A 16,489-nucleotide genomic window follows, 5' to 3' on the forward strand; every position below is an offset into this window, starting at 1 on the left:
ATTGTTTTGAAAAACTCCTCTGTTAGCTGCTGATTTGTCTACTAGTACATCACGGCGGAAATAGACCTAACATCCTAAATGGGTAAAAAGCTTGCGGTATAAGTATTCTTTCTTTTTACTTTTTACTTTTTACTTTTGCCTTGTTGTACTAGGATATTCGTATTATTTAACGGTAACTCAACAAATTTTTCTAGAAATCTCTTTAGTTGAGTAGGTTGGTTCGGAAGCGATGTCCCCGTATGAATAAATGTATAGATTAAAACTATTACTATCAAACTAGTAGTAGCACCAAGACCTATACCCAGCAGCAAAATAAAGTTTCTATAAGTGAGCAAATAGCTATCATCAGCGTTTTGGTTGATGGCAGCATATTGTAAGGATTGTGATGACAGCAGAGCAGAATTAAGCGCTTGCAAAGCTTCTGTAGCAGACTGATAACGCTGGTTGTAGCGATCGCAAATCATTGTATCTAAAATATTTGCCAGAGTGTCACTTACCTGTGCTTTCTCGCGCCAGATAACTTCTCCACTATTGGGATCTTCTGGTAATTGTTCAGGTATCAAACCTGTCAAAGCTTGAATGGCAATCATCCCTACTGCATAGATATCACTGCAAAGTTTTGGCTTTCCTTTAGCCTGTTCGCTTGGCATATAGCCAGGAGTTCCAACAGCAATTGTTAAGCCTGTTCCCAAAGCACCAATTTTCTTAATACTCCCAAAGTCAATTACCACTATCTTCTGATCGGAGTGCCGCCGCATTAAGTTTTGAGGCTTAATATCTCGGTGAATAATATTGTGTTTGTGGACGAAGGCCAGCACTTCCAGGATGTCTTTTAATAAACTTAAGACAGCATTCTCGCTAAGACGCTGACCTGGCACAATTTCTTGAGTCAAGGCATGACCATCAATAAATTCCTGGACTAAATAAAAATCTCCATCTTCATCAAAATGGGCAAACAGTCTCGGAATTTGATCGTGGTTGTTGCCTAATTGGTATAAAACTTCCGCTTCCCGAGCAAATAGTTTTTTAGCAATGGGTAGAACAGCAGGATTGGAATCTTTTGGGTGGAAATGTTTGACGACACAATGGGGTTGTCCTGGTAAATCCAAGTCAACAGCTAAGTAGGTATCACCAGATCCTCCACTTCCTAAGTGTTTGACAATCTCAAAGCGATTCCGAAGTCTTTTTTTGGCGATAGAGTATCTATATCTATTACGTATAGCACCTCCTAACAAGTAAGTACTACCAGATCCTCCGCTTCCCATCAGTTTGACAGTCTCAAAGCGACTTCGGAGTGTTTTTCTGACTAAAGGGTTCTGGCTCATTTGGCGTATACTAGTTTTTAATTTACTGACCATTCAGAGCTTGGGTGAGGTTATGAATACCTGCGGCTAGATTTACTAGTATTTAAGGCATTCATCTGATTAGACGACCGATACTTTGGATCTGTTTGATGGTTAGCCGCTTGATTGGTTCATTCAACACCTTTAAAGGTATCTTAATATAAAATTTATTTTTGGAATAGTCTGCAATTTTATCACTTAAGTAAATCTAACACTAATCCACAGTATTTAGAACTGTGGGCAGAAGAGAATATTCAGGAGTCATGAAGCTTATTTATTTTAAGTGTTCAGTCTGATTACTGAACAAAACCCAGAAAAGTGGAATTTAAAGCACAAATACCCTTACAGTGTGCGCCACAATTTTGTTACCAGATTTTCATCATTACTAAAGGCGATCGCTTTGTCATATCAACCTGAGTTTGAAAAAACTAAAAAATAGCGGTCTTTGAAGACGCGATAAATCGCGTCTCTACAATAAGGGTTTTGGGCTTAACTGAACTGTATTGATATATAATACGTATCTGCTTGCAAAAAACACCACAATGAATGTATGAACTACTCAAACAATAAAGCAAAATGGCGAATTAGAATGCTTGTACTCTCTCTAAGAAGTTCAAATTTCCACTTTCATTAAGTAGAAAAAATATTAGGACTCTCTCCTTCAACAAAATCCGCATAACTTTGCGAACTTCATATTTTGGATATCAAGTTACAGCATTTTAACTGGTTGTTCAATATTTTCTATCAAATATCCTACCTTTCCAACTTTTCCTACCTTTTAGTTGGTAGTGCAAGAAATACAGGGTCCTTGTTAAATCCTCTAAATTTATTTATCGATATTCCTTCTAATACGTTTCGGTTAAGAATATTTGTAGGTTGGATGGAGCGGAGCGCAACCCAACCTATATCAGGATGTTGGCTTTGGCAAAGCCTCCAACGCCACTTGCTACAACGCTCTTAACCCGCGCAACGCAGTGGCTCCCCAACCTACAATTTTTTGCAACATTTTAGCCTGAACCCTATTGATATTCCTTCTTCCTCTCAGCACTGAGTATGGTAAAGGATAAAAAATTTTTATATGAAATAAAAAAGCCCCCACTAGGGGGCTTATTAAGTTGTCAGCGTGGATTGAACAACTAATTAATAAATACTCACAGTAGATACAGTAATCCGAACAAAATAATCCAAATTACGTCAACGAAGTGCCAGTAGATTTCGGCTGCTTCAATGCCAAAGTGCTTTTCGTTACTGTAGTGACCCGGAACGCGCGATCGCCACAACACAGCAACAATTGCCAAAACGCCGATGGTAACGTGCAATCCGTGGAAACCAGTCAAAACGTAAAATGCACTAGCAAATAAATTGGTAGTTAAACCAAATTCTAAATGGGTATATTCATATACTTGACCCACCAAGAAAGTAGCACCCATTGCAGCGGTAATTGCTAACCAGATTCGCGCACCTCGCGTATCATTCTTTTTAATAGCAGTGTCGGCATTGTGCATGACAAAACTACTAGAAATTAGATTGATGGTGTTGACTCCAGGTAGCAATAGTTCTAATTCTGGAGTACCTGCTGGCGGCCACACAGGTAAGGTGGCACGGAAAGCCAAATAGGCTCCGAACAGTCCCATAAAAATCATCCCTTCAGCAATGAGAAAGACAAACAGCCCAAACAGGCGATGGTCTGGATGTTCTTCGTGATGACCGACAGACGCTTCCGCCGCGTGGTGATGATTCAGTTCCGTTTTAGCTGGGTCAATAGTTTGACTTTGCATGAATTTTGATAAGTGGGGAATGGGGAGTTAAAAGTTAGGAGTTAGGAGTTAGGAGTTAAAAGTTAGGAGTTAAAAGTTAGGAGTTAGAAATTTTTAACTAACAACTTTATTAAACTCATCACTCCTAACTCTATTTCCGGTCTTCGGGATTGGCAGCAACCGCTGGGTCGGGTTCTGCTCTTAATACTGAGTTGGGGCCACCAGATAATAATGGATTGGGATCTGATAAAGGTACACCTTCATTAGCATTTTCCAAACCGTAGTCATAGGGGCCCGTAGCCAGTACTGGGGTTTGATCAAAATTTTCGATCGCAGGTGGTGAGGTTGTCATCCACTCTAAGGTAAGCGCCCTCCAAGGATTATTGCCAGCTTTCTCGCCATACAACCAACTCCAAACCGCATTGATGATGAAGGGGAATGTCGAAATTGCCAGTATGTAAGAACCATAAGTGCAGATTTCGTTCAATGTGGTGAATTTAGGGTCATATTGGGCAATTCGGCGATTCATGCCCATTAAACCCAGTTTGTGCATGGGTAAGAAGGTCATGTTTAGACCGACAATAGTCAAGGCAAAGTGAACCTTACCCCAAAATTCGTTTACCATCCGTCCCGTCATTTTTGGGAACCAGTGGTAAATGGCTGCAAAAATCCCTAGGACGCTACCACCAAATAGGACGTAGTGCAAGTGTGCCACTACAAAATAAGTGTCGTGAACGTGAATGTCAAAGGGCACTGCTGCCAACATCACGCCACTGATACCGCCGATTACAAAGGTGCCAACAAAGCCGATGGCAAACAACATGGCACTATTAAGCCGGATTTTTCCACCCCATAGAGTTGCTAACCAGCTAAATATCTTAATCCCTGTGGGTACGGCAATGATCATGGTGGTGATCATAAAGAACATCCGCAACCAGCCAGGGATACCGCTGGTAAACATGTGGTGCGCCCAAACAATTAGCCCCAAAAAGCTAATGGCAAGGGAGGAATAAGCGATCGCTTTATAGCCAAAAATCGGCTTGCGGGAATGAATGGGGATAATTTCTGAAATTGCGCCAAAGAAGGGCAAAATCATGATATAAACCGCTGGGTGGGAGTAAAACCAGAACATGTGCTGATATACTACTGGGTCGCCCCCGCCAGTCGGGTTAAAAAATGTTGTCCCGGCAATTAAATCAAAGGAAAGCAGAATCAAACCTGCTGCTAGAACTGGGGTTGATACCAAAACCAGTGATGAAGTGGCAAACATCGCCCAGCAGAACAAGGGCATTTTGTGAATGTCCATGCTGGGGATACGCATCTTCAGCAATGTCACCAGGAAATTTATCGACCCCAAAATTGAGGACGTACCCAGCAGCAGAACACTCATAATCCAAATGCCTTCACCCACTTGTCCTGTCACCAAACTCAGGGGAGGGTAGGAAGTCCAACCGGCATCTGGTGCATCGCCCACCACTAAACTGGCGATTAGTAACACACCCGCAGGGGGAATCATCCAAAAGGCAACAGCATTCAGCCGAGGAAATGCCATATCTTTTGCCCCAATCATCAGGGGAATTAGATAGTTAGCAAACCCTGCCCCGGCTGGCACGATCCAGAGGAAAATCATGATCGTGGCGTGCAGCGTGAACAGACTATTGTAGACTTCTGGGGTGACAAAATCTACCTCTGGGGTTCGTAACTCTGTGCGAACCAAGTCAGCCATGACGCCGCCAATGCAGTAGAAAATAAACGAAGTGACTAGGTATTGAATCCCAATCACCTTATGGTCGGTTTGAAAGCCAAAGAAGTCTTGCCATTTTCTGACCCCTGGTTCCTCAAGAAGGGCGGGGATATTGGCAGCTTCTTGCAACTGAGCTTGTGTCATAGTCGTTAGTTATCTTTTGTCATTTGTCCTTTGTCAGTTGTCCTTTGTCATTTGTCATTTATTTAGACCAATGACTAATGACTAATGACCAATGACCAATGACTAATGGTGAACTTGATGGAGGATTTCTGGTTTAATTCCCATGTCCTTGGTGTAAGGCGCGAGAAATTCATTTGGGGATAGATCCGCAGGGTTAACTGCGATCGCTTGATTGAGTGTTTCTTTGCTGGCAACTAGCTGTTCTTGCACCCATTTGTCAAAGGCTTCTTGTGGCTCAACAACTACTGTTGCTCTCATCGCACCGTGGTAGGGGCCACAAAGTTCAGCACAGATCAGGACATAATCTCCTACTGTTTTGGGGGTGAAACTAAACTCACTTTGTCTGCCAGGGATCGCATCTTGTTTCAGGCGGAACTCTGGCACCCAGAAGGCGTGGATGACATCGTTGGCGGTCATATTGATTTGCACTTTTCGCCCGATGGGGACGTGCATTTCACCTGTAGTTATCCCAGTTTCAGGATAGGTGAAAATCCAGGCATATTGTAGACCAGTGACGTTGACTTGTAATTCTGCTGGTTTGCTTTCTTCCTCAACATTCTGAGCAATGGTAACAGAATGCTGTTGAACCATTTGAGCATGATCCTGGTCAGATGCAGTATTTGCGGATGCATCGCTTAAAGTTGCCGCAATCGCTGCCCCTGGCATTTTCATCGATTCCTGATTCATCGGTGCTTCATGAATAGAATGGGGATCAAAGCCACCCATTTCGTTGTAAACATCAAAGCTGTAAACAGAAATACCGATAACGATAATTGCTGGGATCGCCGTCCAGAGAATTTCTAGAGGTATATTGCCCTCAACTGGTGGGCCGTCTTCATTGTCACCTGCACGCCGACGATACTTAAATGCAGAGTAAATTAAAATACCTTCAACGAGCAAAAATATCCCTGTGGAAACGATCATCATCGTGTTGAATAGACCATCCACCAAGACGGCTTCATCAGTGGCGGCTGTTGGCAACAGACCGTGATTTTGACCGTACCAAAGGCTGGCTAGCGTTAGCACGATGCCAATGAGTAATGTCCAGATGGAACTTGGAATCTTCACGGCTTACTTAATTGAATTTACTATGTTATCTCGAAGCTACTCACTTACTAAGGTAGTCTAGGCTGTCAAACATGGGGGAGGAAGGTCTGAAATTTTTATTAATTTTTTTGGCTATTTTAGTAATTTTGAGTATGAGTTTACTATCAGGAGGCAGGAGGTAGGAGGAGAAGTAAGCTAGATGCATTTAAAAGCGTGGCATTGAACGACTGGGTGGGTTTTATACCCCAAACTAAAGTTTTTATTCATAATTATTTCCTCCTGCCTTCTCCTAAAACCAGTGAAAAAATTTAAGGAAAAGTTTAGGATGTTTAAATTAATTGCCTAATCCTCAATCCCCAGTCCCCAGTTCAATCAATTTCTGACATCTTGAAAAATACCTAAAGCTTCGGGCAAAACATTGCTGGAGTGATTCAAAGTATAAGTGAGTGCTGATCTATAAACCCATAGCCGATACGCTAGGGTGGAGATGGGACACTAAAAGAAAATTGAAAATTTTAAGAGATCCACCAAGAGCGGGCAGAAGGTATCGTTCATGAGCGAATTTGTCCTACAACAACAAAATGAAGCGGTAGTTGAGCAGCAAAAGCCCAAAGAAATGATTCGGCGCTTGGTGTGGAAAATGTGCATAGCCACCTTAATTTTGATGGCCATAGGCAGTGCCACCCGCGTCATGAATGCTGGACTTGCTTGCCCAGACTGGCCCTTATGCTATGGCGAACTCGTGCCAGCCAAGCAAATGAATCTCCAAGTGTTTTTGGAGTGGTTTCACAGATTGGATGCAGCTTTAATTGGTTTAAGCGCGATCGCACTTTTTGGTTTGTCCTGGTGGCGTCGTCGCTTCTTACCCTCTTGGCTGCCTTGGGCATCCACATTCGCCCTGTTTCTAATCGTCTTTCAAGGTATCTTAGGGGGACTCACCGTTACCGAACTGTTGCGGTTTGATATCGTTACCGCTCATCTGGGAACGGCGCTGTTGTTTTTTACCACCCTCCTAATTATCGGCACAGCACTCACACCCTACCAGGGGAATGGAACCGTTGGTAAGTTGCCTTGGGTTGGTTTAACTGCTGCTGTTCTGGTTTACCTGCAAAGTATTCTAGGTGCTTTGGTAGGCTCTCGCTGGGCGCTACACCAATGCCTTGGCGGTTCTCAACTTTGTACTGTAATGTACAGTCATATTGCTGGTTTGGTGCCGCCAACAGTGGCAACCTTGGCAATGGTATTTATCTGTTGGCGGACACCAGCACTACATCCAGCCTTACGGCGACTGGCAAATATGGCTGGTGCGTTGTTAACCTTACAAATCTTGTTGGGATTCGCCACCTTCAAATTACACCTCCAAGTCGAGCCTCTCACCGTCTCTCACCAAGCTATAGGAGCTACTTTGCTAGGTACTTTGGTGGCTTTCACAGTTTTATCACTACGCGACTCGGTGAGTGCTGAGTAAGGAGTGGGGAGTGGGGGGAGATGAGGAAGATGAGGAAGATAACTCCTAACTCCTAACTCCTAACTCCTAACTCCTAACTCCCAACTCAGCACTCAGCACTGATAATGCGTCTATGTTTTTGTTTGCCTAAAAGAGCCAGCTTGAGCGGGGGCTGCATATACAGCGGATTTCAAGGAAAGTGAAGTACACAAGCTTGCGTCTCAAAGCCAGGTATAAAGCCTGTTTTACTTCTGTTAGCGCAGCGGGGCGCAGCCCATTCTGACTCCTGAATTCTGAATTCTGCTGTAAGTTGTTGAAAAATAAGGAACCAGAGCCAAAATGATTGAGACTAATGTCTCTCGCCACCACGAAACATTTTTACAGGTAGTTCAAAGCTACTACCAGCTAACCAAGCCTCGGATTATTCCGTTGCTTTTGATTACGACGGCTGGAAGTATGTGGATTGCTGCTAAGGGAGAAGTAGACCCATTGCTGTTGCTAGTAACTCTCACTGGTGGCACTTTGGCTGCTGCAAGCGCCCAGACGATTAACTGTGTCTATGACCGGGATATTGATTATGATATGGAGCGGACGCGCCATCGTCCGATACCTTCGGGTAAGGTGCAGCCACGTGATGCTCTAATTTTTGCGATCGCACTGGCGACGATTTCCTTTACACTCCTAGCAGTATTTGCCAACCTGTTAGCTGCCCTCTTAGCTTTCTCTGGTATCGTCTTTTATATTTTGGTCTATACCCACTGGCTAAAACGCCACACCACCCAAAATATCGTTGTTGGTGGGGCGGCTGGGGCAATTCCGGCATTAGTGGGTTGGGCTGCTGTCACGGGCACTTTAAGCTGGTCAGCGTGGTTAATTTTTGCCATCGTCTTTTTGTGGACACCACCCCATTTCTGGGCTTTAGCTCTGATGATTCGGGATGATTACGCAAAGGTGGGGATACCAATGCTACCTGTGGTTGAAGGTGATACGGCAACGGTGAAGCAAATTTGGTATTATACCCTGCTTACCGTAGTCGCAACCGTGTTATTGGTTTATCCTTTGGGCGCGAGTGGAATTCTTTATGGTGCGATCGCCGTCAGTTTGGGAGGATTATTTATCCACAAATCTTGGCGTTTGTTGCAAAATCCAGAGGATCGCACTGTTGCTAGAGAGTTGTTTCTCTATTCCATCTCCTACATGATGCTGTTGTGTCTGGGGATGGTAGTCGATAGCCTTCCCGTTACCCATAATCTAATTAGTGCGGCGATTAATCAGCTGCATTTTATCGGATAGGGGATGGAAAATTTAGCGATCGCGTTTGGTAAAGTGGCGCGATCGCATATCAACATTTCCATTCAGATTCAGGAATTTTCGCCCCTTGAAAGATACTCCGTAATGTACCGATAGGTAAAGTGCGGCCTCGATGTTCAGGGACAATTACTTGTAGTCCGAGGTCTTCACTTCTCCATTTGCGGTGGCTACCTTTTTGAGAAATCAATTGAAATCCATATTGTCTCAGGATAGTTTCAACTTCTCTAGATGTCATGCGCCGGATACGGTCGCTCATGAGACAATAATCTCTCGTGCGATCACACCAGGGGCTAACTCAATTGATTCCGGCTGTAAATATAACTGAATTGCTTCTTTAATATTTTCCAAAGCTTCTTCTTCAGTTTCTCCTGCTGAAGTACAACCAGGTAATTCTGGACACCATACAGCCCAATCGCCTGTTTCTAGGTCTGATTCAAGAATCACGCGCCATTTCATAGCTAATCCTCCGGGATGTAATTATTGTAAATTAGGAACAGCGATGTCTACGACGGTCACTGAGCTTTGTCGAATTGCGGGCTATTCGGCGTCCCATCTCTAAAACTTAAAATCCAAAACTTAAAATTTTTAATACCTTATTATTTAATTAAGATTCTTCGGGGACGATTTTCTTCATTAGGAAAATGGCAGTGAACCGCATCAACAACCATTTCCCGTAGTACTTCTATATCGTCAGCCTGAGTAAAAATGGACTCGGTTAGAGCTACTGCTGTATAACCACCATCTGGATCATCTTCAACGAGAAATACAATTTCATTCATGGCGGATCTTTCCTTAACTACTAAATTTTACAATTTACAAGTACTAACAAGAGATAAAAAATCTTCCCAAGCGCTTGAATAAGCAAATATTAACTTTCTTCCCTCTCCACCCCAAAAAGTGGTAAATGCTCCTTCTGGGGAATTTATACTAAATAGTAGTTCAGATATTCTTTCCAGTGATTAGACATCTGGTGAAAATGAATGTAGAGACGTAGCACTGCTACGTCTCTACAAGGATTCTGGATAACGCATATTTAATTTCTGGAGATATCTATTGTTTATATGCCAATCAATGGATCGCCTACTTTAATTCAATCACAGCCTAATTTTAACCAAATTTGTCTTTGGACACTAAACCCGGATTTCTCACCAGATTTATCAAACCGAAGTGCAGAGGTCGTAGGGGCGGGTTAAGCGAGACATTTATGAATGATCGATCATATCTGTTAACCCGCCCCTACTGCTTGTGAGAAATGCGGGTAAAGCCAAAACGCCCGTTGCTATACTTTAGCCAAAGTTCATTAATCTTGCTGATATCTTGGCAATGTTGACAAATTACATTCGTAGAGCAATGCACAAAGCAACTTATGAGTTGCTTGAAGATGGAATTTTTTATGGCGAAATCCCAGAATGTCAAGGAGTTTGGGCAAATGCTGCAACACTAGAAGCTTGCCGGGAAGATTTGCAAGATGCTCTTGAAGGATGGATTATTTTAGGATTGCGTTTGGGTCATACTCTACCGATACTTGATAGTATTGTCTATTAAGTTTTCCCATTTTCTGCTGACTCGGTTTCACGAGACTTAATATTTTTGAGCAGATTTACTTCTAGTGGCATCTACAGTCTCAACTTACTTTTGCTAGCGTAGTGATATAGAGTTTATCGCTTCCCAGTAAGCAGCTGAAAGCAAAAGGATTAATATGGCTCATTTAAATCAGCGTCGTCCCCAAAATGTCAACGGCGATTTTTATGTAGATACTACCTGTATTGATTGTGATACCTGTCGCTGGATGACTCCTGAAGTGTTTTCTCGTGTTGATGAACAGTCAGTGGTTTATCATCAACCAACCAATGAGACGGAAAGATTAGCCGCGCTAGAAGCACTTTTAGCTTGTCCTACTAGTTCTATTGGCACAGTTGAGAAACCAAAAGATATCAAAGTTGCTCAAGAAAAGTTTCCCATATTAGTAGCAGAAAACGTTTACCACTGTGGCTATCATTCTGAAAAATCTTACGGTGCTGCTAGCTATTTAATTCAACTTCCAGAAGGTAATATTTTGGTGGATTCTCCCCGATTTACGCCGCCTTTAGTGAAGCGTTTAGAAGAACTGGGGCCAATTCGTTATATGTACCTAACTCATAAAGATGATGTGGCAGATCATCAAAAATTTGCCGAGCATTTTCAGTGCGATCGCATCCTCCACACTGATGATATTACTGCGGATACTCGCAATGTAGAAATACAGCTAACTGGTTCTGAAGCATTTGCCTTGACTCCAGATTTATTAATTATCCCAGTTCCCGGTCACACCAAAGGACAAACAGTCCTACTTTATAAAAATAAGTTTCTCTTCACTGGCGACCATCTCGCTTGGTCAGAAAGCTTGCATCAACTGGCTGCATTCCACGGTTTCTGCTGGTATTCTTGGTCAGAACAGACTAAATCAATGCGAAATTTGGCTAATTACTCTTTTGAATGGGTGCTACCAGGTCATGGGCGAAGGTTTCATACTGATAGGGAAACTATGCGCCAGCAGATGCACAAGTGTATTGAGTTAATGGAATCTTTGGATTGACATTAAAAAATAACTGACTTTTCACGTCATCTAAAAAAACCTAACCTCCTTCCCGACGGGAAAAGCCGGACAAGTCAAAGTCTCTCTCCTTTTACGAGAGAGATTTAGAGAGAGGTTAAAATATATTGCATACAAACCAGCGATCGCTATAACCTGGGTTTTAGCACCCTTTTAACCAAACACGGATTATGAAAAAGCTGATCAACAAGCCGGAAGACTTTGTGCGGGAAAGTCTAGAAGGTATGGCGGCGGCTCATTCCGATTTAATTAAACTGAACTACGATCCGACTTTTGTCTATCGAGCCGATGCACCGATACAGGGTAAAGTAGCAATTATCTCTGGTGGTGGCAGTGGACATGAACCAATGCACGCTGGTTTCGTGGGCAAAGGAATGCTCGATGCAGCTTGTCCTGGTGAGGTTTTCACCTCACCGACTCCCGACCAAATGCTAGAAGCAGCCAAACAAGTAGATGGAGGTTCAGGTATCCTTTATATCGTCAAGAATTATAGTGGCGATGTGATGAACTTTGAGATCGCAACGGAGTTAGCCCGTGGTGAGGGCATTCGAGTGCTAAATATTTTGATTGATGACGATGTAGCAGTGAAAGATAGCCTCTATACCCAAGGACGGCGGGGTGTGGGAACAACAATCCTGGCGGAAAAAATTTGTGGTGCAGCAGCAGAGGTTGGGTATGATTTGCCACAAATAGCAAATTTATGTCGCCGAGTCAATCTGAATGGGCGGAGTATGGGAATTGCTCTAACATCTTGTACAGTGCCCGCTAATGGAACGCCGACATTTGAATTGAGCGATCGCGAAATCGAATTAGGCATCGGTATCCACGGTGAGCCAGGAACAGAGCGTACAGCCATAAAATCAGTAGATGAGATTACCGAAATTTTGACGCGATCGCTCCTTGAAGATGCAGCATACAGCCGCATACTCCGCGAGTGGGATGAAGACAAAGGAGAATGGGTAGATATAGAACTAACAAATCTCCCATTTGCCAAAGGCGATCGCTTATTAGCTTTTGTGAATAGTATGGGTGGAACCCCGATTTCCGAACTGTATCTTGTTTACCGCAAACTCGCCCAAATCTGCGAACAGCAAGGATTGCAAATTGTACGAAACTTGATCGGCCCTTACATCACATCTCTAGAAATGCAAGGTTGTTCCATTACCCTGCTGAAATTAGATGATGAGATGATCCGGCTCTGGGATGCACCAGTAAAAACACCAAGTTGGCGCTGGGGAATTTGATAATTACGTTAGCGTAGCGTTAGCGAGTATTCGAGCGTAATTACGAATTATTTTAATATGTTGAGTCAGACGCAGATATTGCAATGGTTGCAGGCTTATGCAACCGAGATAGAGCAGAATAAAGCATATTTGACAGAATTAGATGCTGCGATCGGAGATGCTGACCACGGGATCAATATGGATCGCGGCTTCAAAAAGGTAAGCGCTCAGTTACCAACTCTTATAGACAAAGACATCAGTAGCATTCTCAAAGCTGTGAGTATGACCTTGATTTCTTCCATTGGCGGTGCTAGTGGCCCTCTTTATGGCACCTGGTTTTTGCGAGCCAGTACAGCAGTAGTTGGTAAGCAAGAATTAACAGAACAAGATATTTTAGGACTACTCCAAGCAGGCTTAGACGGTGTGCTACAACGCGGCAAAGCGCAACTAGGAGACAAAACGATGATTGATGTGCTATCTCCGGCTGTAGCCGCTTTTAGGCAAGCTGTAGGAGAAAGTAAGGGGACACTAGAAACTATGCAAGAGGCTGTAGCAGCAGCCCAAAGGGGGTTGCAGGAAACTATACCAATGCAGGCGAAAAAGGGACGGGCTAGCTACCTGGGAGAACGGAGTATCGGACATCCAGATCCAGGAGGGACTTCTGCTTATTTGATGTTGAAAAGTTTACTAGGGGTGTTGGAAAGTTCTGGAGAATAACGCTGGCTGTCTCAAAGGGATAAATGGCTCACTACAAACGTTTCCACAAATTGCATTCGACTGCGGCGCGATCGCAGCAATATTTTTTAGTTTTGTTTGCATCCACATTAATAGTTGCATCGACAAATTACTACAAACCTTTCCACTAGCTAAGTCTGAGCAGATATCTTACGTAGTCGCGGCTATCTTCATGAAGACCGTCCAAGATAACCAGACAACCTTATACATTTCAACAAGACCAACAAACTAAATGTATCCTTAATACTCGGCTTAATCTTTAAATTAAACTCTTTCGTTTCCCCCCGCTCCCTGCCCCCAACCAAGAGCCTCTTCGTTGAAGAAGAATTCAGAATCCAGAGAAAACTCTCTTGCGCGGCTTCTGCCGCTCAGAAGTTCGGAGAATCAGAATCACTCTTCGTGGGGGATTGGGATCACCCACTTCGTCGTAGACATCACCTAAAAATTCCAACTTATCTAATTATCTGATTTACAACAGATGCACTCTGAATACGCCATTTACCTCCTTGTCGAATCAAATCATACCGAACTCGCAAATTCTCGTTAGCAGAGTTTTTAAACTGACCATTTTCATATAACTGCGTCGCTTCCTTCACCATAGCTACCACTGCGGCACGATCTGCAAATAACTCAATTTTCTCAACAGATTCCACTTTCAGGCTATGGTCATATTTGCGATAGCGGTTATCTGTCTTATCCTGTTGAGCAATCAGCCGCCATTGAGACAAAGCGGAACCAGTTAAAATATTCTCTAAATTATTAATCTTATGATTCGGCCCTAAAGCTTCGGCTTTGGTAGATAGCCAAGTCTGAATAACTTCTTCTGCCGTTGCATCTGTTAAAGGGCCATCTGTTGGTTGTGGTTTACTATTTGGAGGGGGAATAAGTGTTGGTGGTTGATTTATTTGTATAAACAACTGTGAAACAGGTGCAGTTCGTGTAGGAAAAAACAGATTTTTTAACCATCCAAAAGTTGTTGTGGCTAACACCCAGAAAACTAATAGACTCACCAAAGAAATAAATACTCTCCATACCAGCCGTGTTTTCCCTTCGATGGAGTTAGCAAAGGTTCGCCGCCGCCGGGGACGACGCGAATGAGGACGATTATCTGGTACACGCCCTCGGCTAGCAGATGGAGTCGGTTTTCTCCGGCGACGCTTTTGATTATGACTGGGTGCAGCACTTTTAGCTGAACCATTCAAGTGCTGATTAGTGCCTCTGCTCATCCGTTCGGCAGCAGGAACCTCTGATTTTACACTCCCTGATGAATTCCATATAGGTGGTGAGAAATTTGAATATTCAGGTGTTTCTTTTGTTGGTGTTTCTGGTAAATCTAGGTCAGGTATTCTGCTGTGATTAAATTTCCCTGAATTCCTAGTTGAATTATTAGGGAAAGGGGAGTTATTTGTCTGCGGCTTGGGAAAATATTGGGGGTTAATTACAGCCCATTCATTAGTTGTTTCTGCATCAGTTGGCAGTGCTTCTAAATAAGCTTGTACCTGTTGGTTAGCAAAGTAATCTTTTAGAAAAGCTTGCTGGTTAGCTAAATCTCGAAAATGGGGAAATACTTCGTGTTGCAACCACTGTTCTGCATATAGACACAGCCCTGGTAACAAATCTGGAGAGTCTTGAGATTTTTCCCGAATAAAAGCTAAAGCTTCGTACTCTTGACTAAGTTCTAAAACACGGGTTGCTTCTTCAGTTTGTCCCAAGAGTAAAGCACATAGCGACTGTTCTAAATGTACATCTTGACGCTTACCCAAACGTATGAGCATTTGCCTTGCTTGACGAATTAAAGCCGGTTGCCGTTGAGCAAATCCCCGTGCTATCAAGGCATAAACAGCTAAGTAAGTAGCAACAGCAGAATTACGTTTGCTTTGGGCTTCAAATAACTTGTGCTGTTCTGCGACTGTTAAGTGGTTGCGTAACTGCTGGATAAAACGCAGAAAGTCATCTATATTTAAACCAGAGTCATCATTGTTTGTGCCATCAATTCCGCCACGATCTTCTAAGAGATTTTGTAATAATTCTAAACCTTGGCTTCGTTCGGCAGTCTTTTCTTGAGGCAGTGCCAACAACTCCAAAATTCGATATGGCCGCAATTTGTAAAGATCCGCCTGAATTTCCGCCTGGACACTTGAGAATAACCCTTCGCGTACTAACAGTTCTTGACCAGTTTCTAAGGATATGGCGGCATTTTCGTAGTGACCTTGCTGCCACTGTTCGCGACCTAATTCTAGACACGCAAGAGCAACAGTGAGAACAACATCGGGATGTTCAGCACTTTCGTGTATTTCCTCGTCTGCTAAATTATTGCTTTTTCTTACACTTGTAGCACCATTTTTATTTACCAGGTACGGACGACCTAGTTTTAGTACAAGTTCGTATTCCCCCAACTCCTGCAAAATTAATAAAGCGCCAACTAATTCGTCTTGGGTAATTTCGATACCCAGACTTTGGATGTCAATACCCCGTTTGGTGCTTTCTGGACGATTTTCCAGTGCTACTGCGGCAGCAGCAAGGTTATCAGGGTCATAGGCGTGGGCAAGATAAAGCTGATCGTAGGTACTGCGTTGTTTTGGATCTGATAAAACCACGTAAGCTTCTTCTATGAGTTGTTTACGAGAAGAAATTGCTGCCTGAGAATACTCACGTCGTGGCAATTGTACAATGCGATCGCTGTATGCCTGCCGCAATTGTTCTTCACTTGCCGCTAACGGTAGTCCTAAAATTCGGTAGTAATCTAGCGGAATTCGCACAGCCTACTTCCCCTGCACCGTGATCAACATAATTCACCTAGAGCGTTCCAGGCCTGTAAAACCGTGCCATAACAGTGCCGTATAGAATTTACTCTACAAGTGTATATTGCAACAACTTGTTTTGTACCTTCCCGAAATTTTGAGTCACATTCTAGTACTAATTTTTTGTTTTTGCCTAGAAAGCCTCAATTTTTTGTCTTATTTCTTAGTATTTTTGTTTAACACAACTATTATCAGCCTTCGATACCACAAACCACAACTACCGCTTTTAATCACGGCATAAATGTTGTGGTTGCAAGAATCTATTTGATGATTGATTTTTTCGGGACTTTTCCAGTAGGAGGTAA

The 16,489-nt window shown here is 43.1% G+C and carries 14 protein-coding genes; 6 read left to right on the forward strand and 8 right to left on the reverse strand.

All coding sequences use genetic code 11. The features are described from left to right. Window positions 1-122: 122 nt before the first annotated feature. From V7K67_RS12285 to V7K67_RS12300, 4 genes are all read right to left on the reverse strand, one after another. On the reverse strand, window positions 123-1,325 hold the full coding sequence (locus V7K67_RS12285) for a serine/threonine-protein kinase (RefSeq protein WP_334731602.1): 1,203 nt from the start codon (window positions 1,323-1,325) through the stop codon (window positions 123-125). A gap of 1,169 nt (window positions 1,326-2,494) precedes the next feature. Next, window positions 2,495-3,121: a cytochrome c oxidase subunit 3 gene (locus V7K67_RS12290; RefSeq protein ID WP_334731601.1), complete on the reverse strand. Its 627-nt coding sequence runs from the start codon at window positions 3,119-3,121 to the stop codon at window positions 2,495-2,497. Window positions 3,122-3,251: 130 nt separating this feature from the next. Continuing rightward, entirely contained in the window at window positions 3,252-4,988 is a 1,737-nt protein-coding gene (gene ctaD / locus V7K67_RS12295; RefSeq protein ID WP_334705999.1) for a cytochrome c oxidase subunit I, read from the reverse strand. A 102-nt stretch (window positions 4,989-5,090) separates the two neighbouring features. Then, window positions 5,091-6,095 carry a cytochrome c oxidase subunit II gene (locus V7K67_RS12300; RefSeq protein ID WP_335166736.1) on the reverse strand — a complete coding sequence of 335 codons (1,005 nt, stop codon included), beginning with the start codon at window positions 6,093-6,095 and terminating at the stop codon, window positions 5,091-5,093. Window positions 6,096-6,627: 532 nt separating this feature from the next. Here V7K67_RS12300 and V7K67_RS12305 point away from each other — a divergent pair. Together V7K67_RS12305 and V7K67_RS12310 are read left to right on the forward strand one after the other, a co-directional pair. Continuing rightward, window positions 6,628-7,542, forward strand: coding sequence for a COX15/CtaA family protein (locus V7K67_RS12305; protein ID WP_334731599.1), 915 nt, complete (start codon window positions 6,628-6,630; stop codon window positions 7,540-7,542). Between the two features lie 318 nt (window positions 7,543-7,860). Continuing rightward, on the forward strand, window positions 7,861-8,814 hold the full coding sequence (locus V7K67_RS12310) for a heme o synthase (protein ID WP_334706002.1): 954 nt from the start codon (window positions 7,861-7,863) through the stop codon (window positions 8,812-8,814). A 49-nt stretch (window positions 8,815-8,863) separates the two neighbouring features. Here V7K67_RS12310 and V7K67_RS12315 read toward each other — a convergent pair whose 3' ends face one another. The 3 genes from V7K67_RS12315 to V7K67_RS12325 all read right to left on the reverse strand — a co-directional run bounded on the left by V7K67_RS12315 (window position 8,864) and on the right by V7K67_RS12325 (window position 9,611). Then, entirely contained in the window at window positions 8,864-9,088 is a 225-nt protein-coding gene (locus V7K67_RS12315; RefSeq protein WP_229485461.1) for a type II toxin-antitoxin system HicA family toxin, read from the reverse strand. Next, window positions 9,085-9,288, reverse strand: a complete 204-nt coding sequence (locus tag V7K67_RS12320; protein ID WP_335166739.1) for a type II toxin-antitoxin system HicB family antitoxin — start codon at window positions 9,286-9,288, stop codon at window positions 9,085-9,087. The genes V7K67_RS12315 and V7K67_RS12320 overlap by 4 nt, the downstream gene beginning before the upstream one ends. A 140-nt stretch (window positions 9,289-9,428) precedes the next feature. Beyond that, the gene (locus V7K67_RS12325) at window positions 9,429-9,611 is read right to left on the reverse strand and encodes a 2-oxoisovalerate dehydrogenase E1 subunit beta (RefSeq protein WP_334731597.1); all 183 of its coding nucleotides are present in this window, start codon (window positions 9,609-9,611) and stop codon (window positions 9,429-9,431) included. 544 nt (window positions 9,612-10,155) lie between these two features. On the opposite strand from V7K67_RS12325, the gene V7K67_RS12330 reads away from it, so the two are divergent. The 4 genes from V7K67_RS12330 to dhaL all read left to right on the forward strand — a co-directional run bounded on the left by V7K67_RS12330 (window position 10,156) and on the right by dhaL (window position 13,365). Continuing rightward, window positions 10,156-10,377, forward strand: a complete 222-nt coding sequence (locus tag V7K67_RS12330; protein ID WP_334731596.1) for a type II toxin-antitoxin system HicB family antitoxin — start codon at window positions 10,156-10,158, stop codon at window positions 10,375-10,377. Window positions 10,378-10,531: 154 nt separating this feature from the next. Further along, on the forward strand, window positions 10,532-11,407 hold the full coding sequence (locus tag V7K67_RS12335) for an MBL fold metallo-hydrolase (RefSeq protein WP_335166741.1): 876 nt from the start codon (window positions 10,532-10,534) through the stop codon (window positions 11,405-11,407). A 188-nt stretch (window positions 11,408-11,595) separates the two neighbouring features. Beyond that, entirely contained in the window at window positions 11,596-12,669 is a 1,074-nt protein-coding gene (gene dhaK, locus V7K67_RS12340) for a dihydroxyacetone kinase subunit DhaK (RefSeq protein WP_334731594.1), read from the forward strand. Between the two features lie 57 nt (window positions 12,670-12,726). Further along, entirely contained in the window at window positions 12,727-13,365 is a 639-nt protein-coding gene (dhaL, locus tag V7K67_RS12345; RefSeq protein ID WP_334731593.1) for a dihydroxyacetone kinase subunit DhaL, read from the forward strand. Between the two features lie 470 nt (window positions 13,366-13,835). On the opposite strand, the gene V7K67_RS12350 is transcribed toward dhaL, so the two are convergent. Further along, entirely contained in the window at window positions 13,836-16,142 is a 2,307-nt protein-coding gene (locus tag V7K67_RS12350) for an IMS domain-containing protein (RefSeq protein ID WP_334731592.1), read from the reverse strand. Window positions 16,143-16,489: the final 347 nt, after the last annotated feature.

It is taken from the genome of Nostoc sp. (assembly GCF_036917155.1).
Lineage (GTDB): Bacteria > Cyanobacteriota > Cyanobacteriia > Cyanobacteriales > Nostocaceae > Nostoc.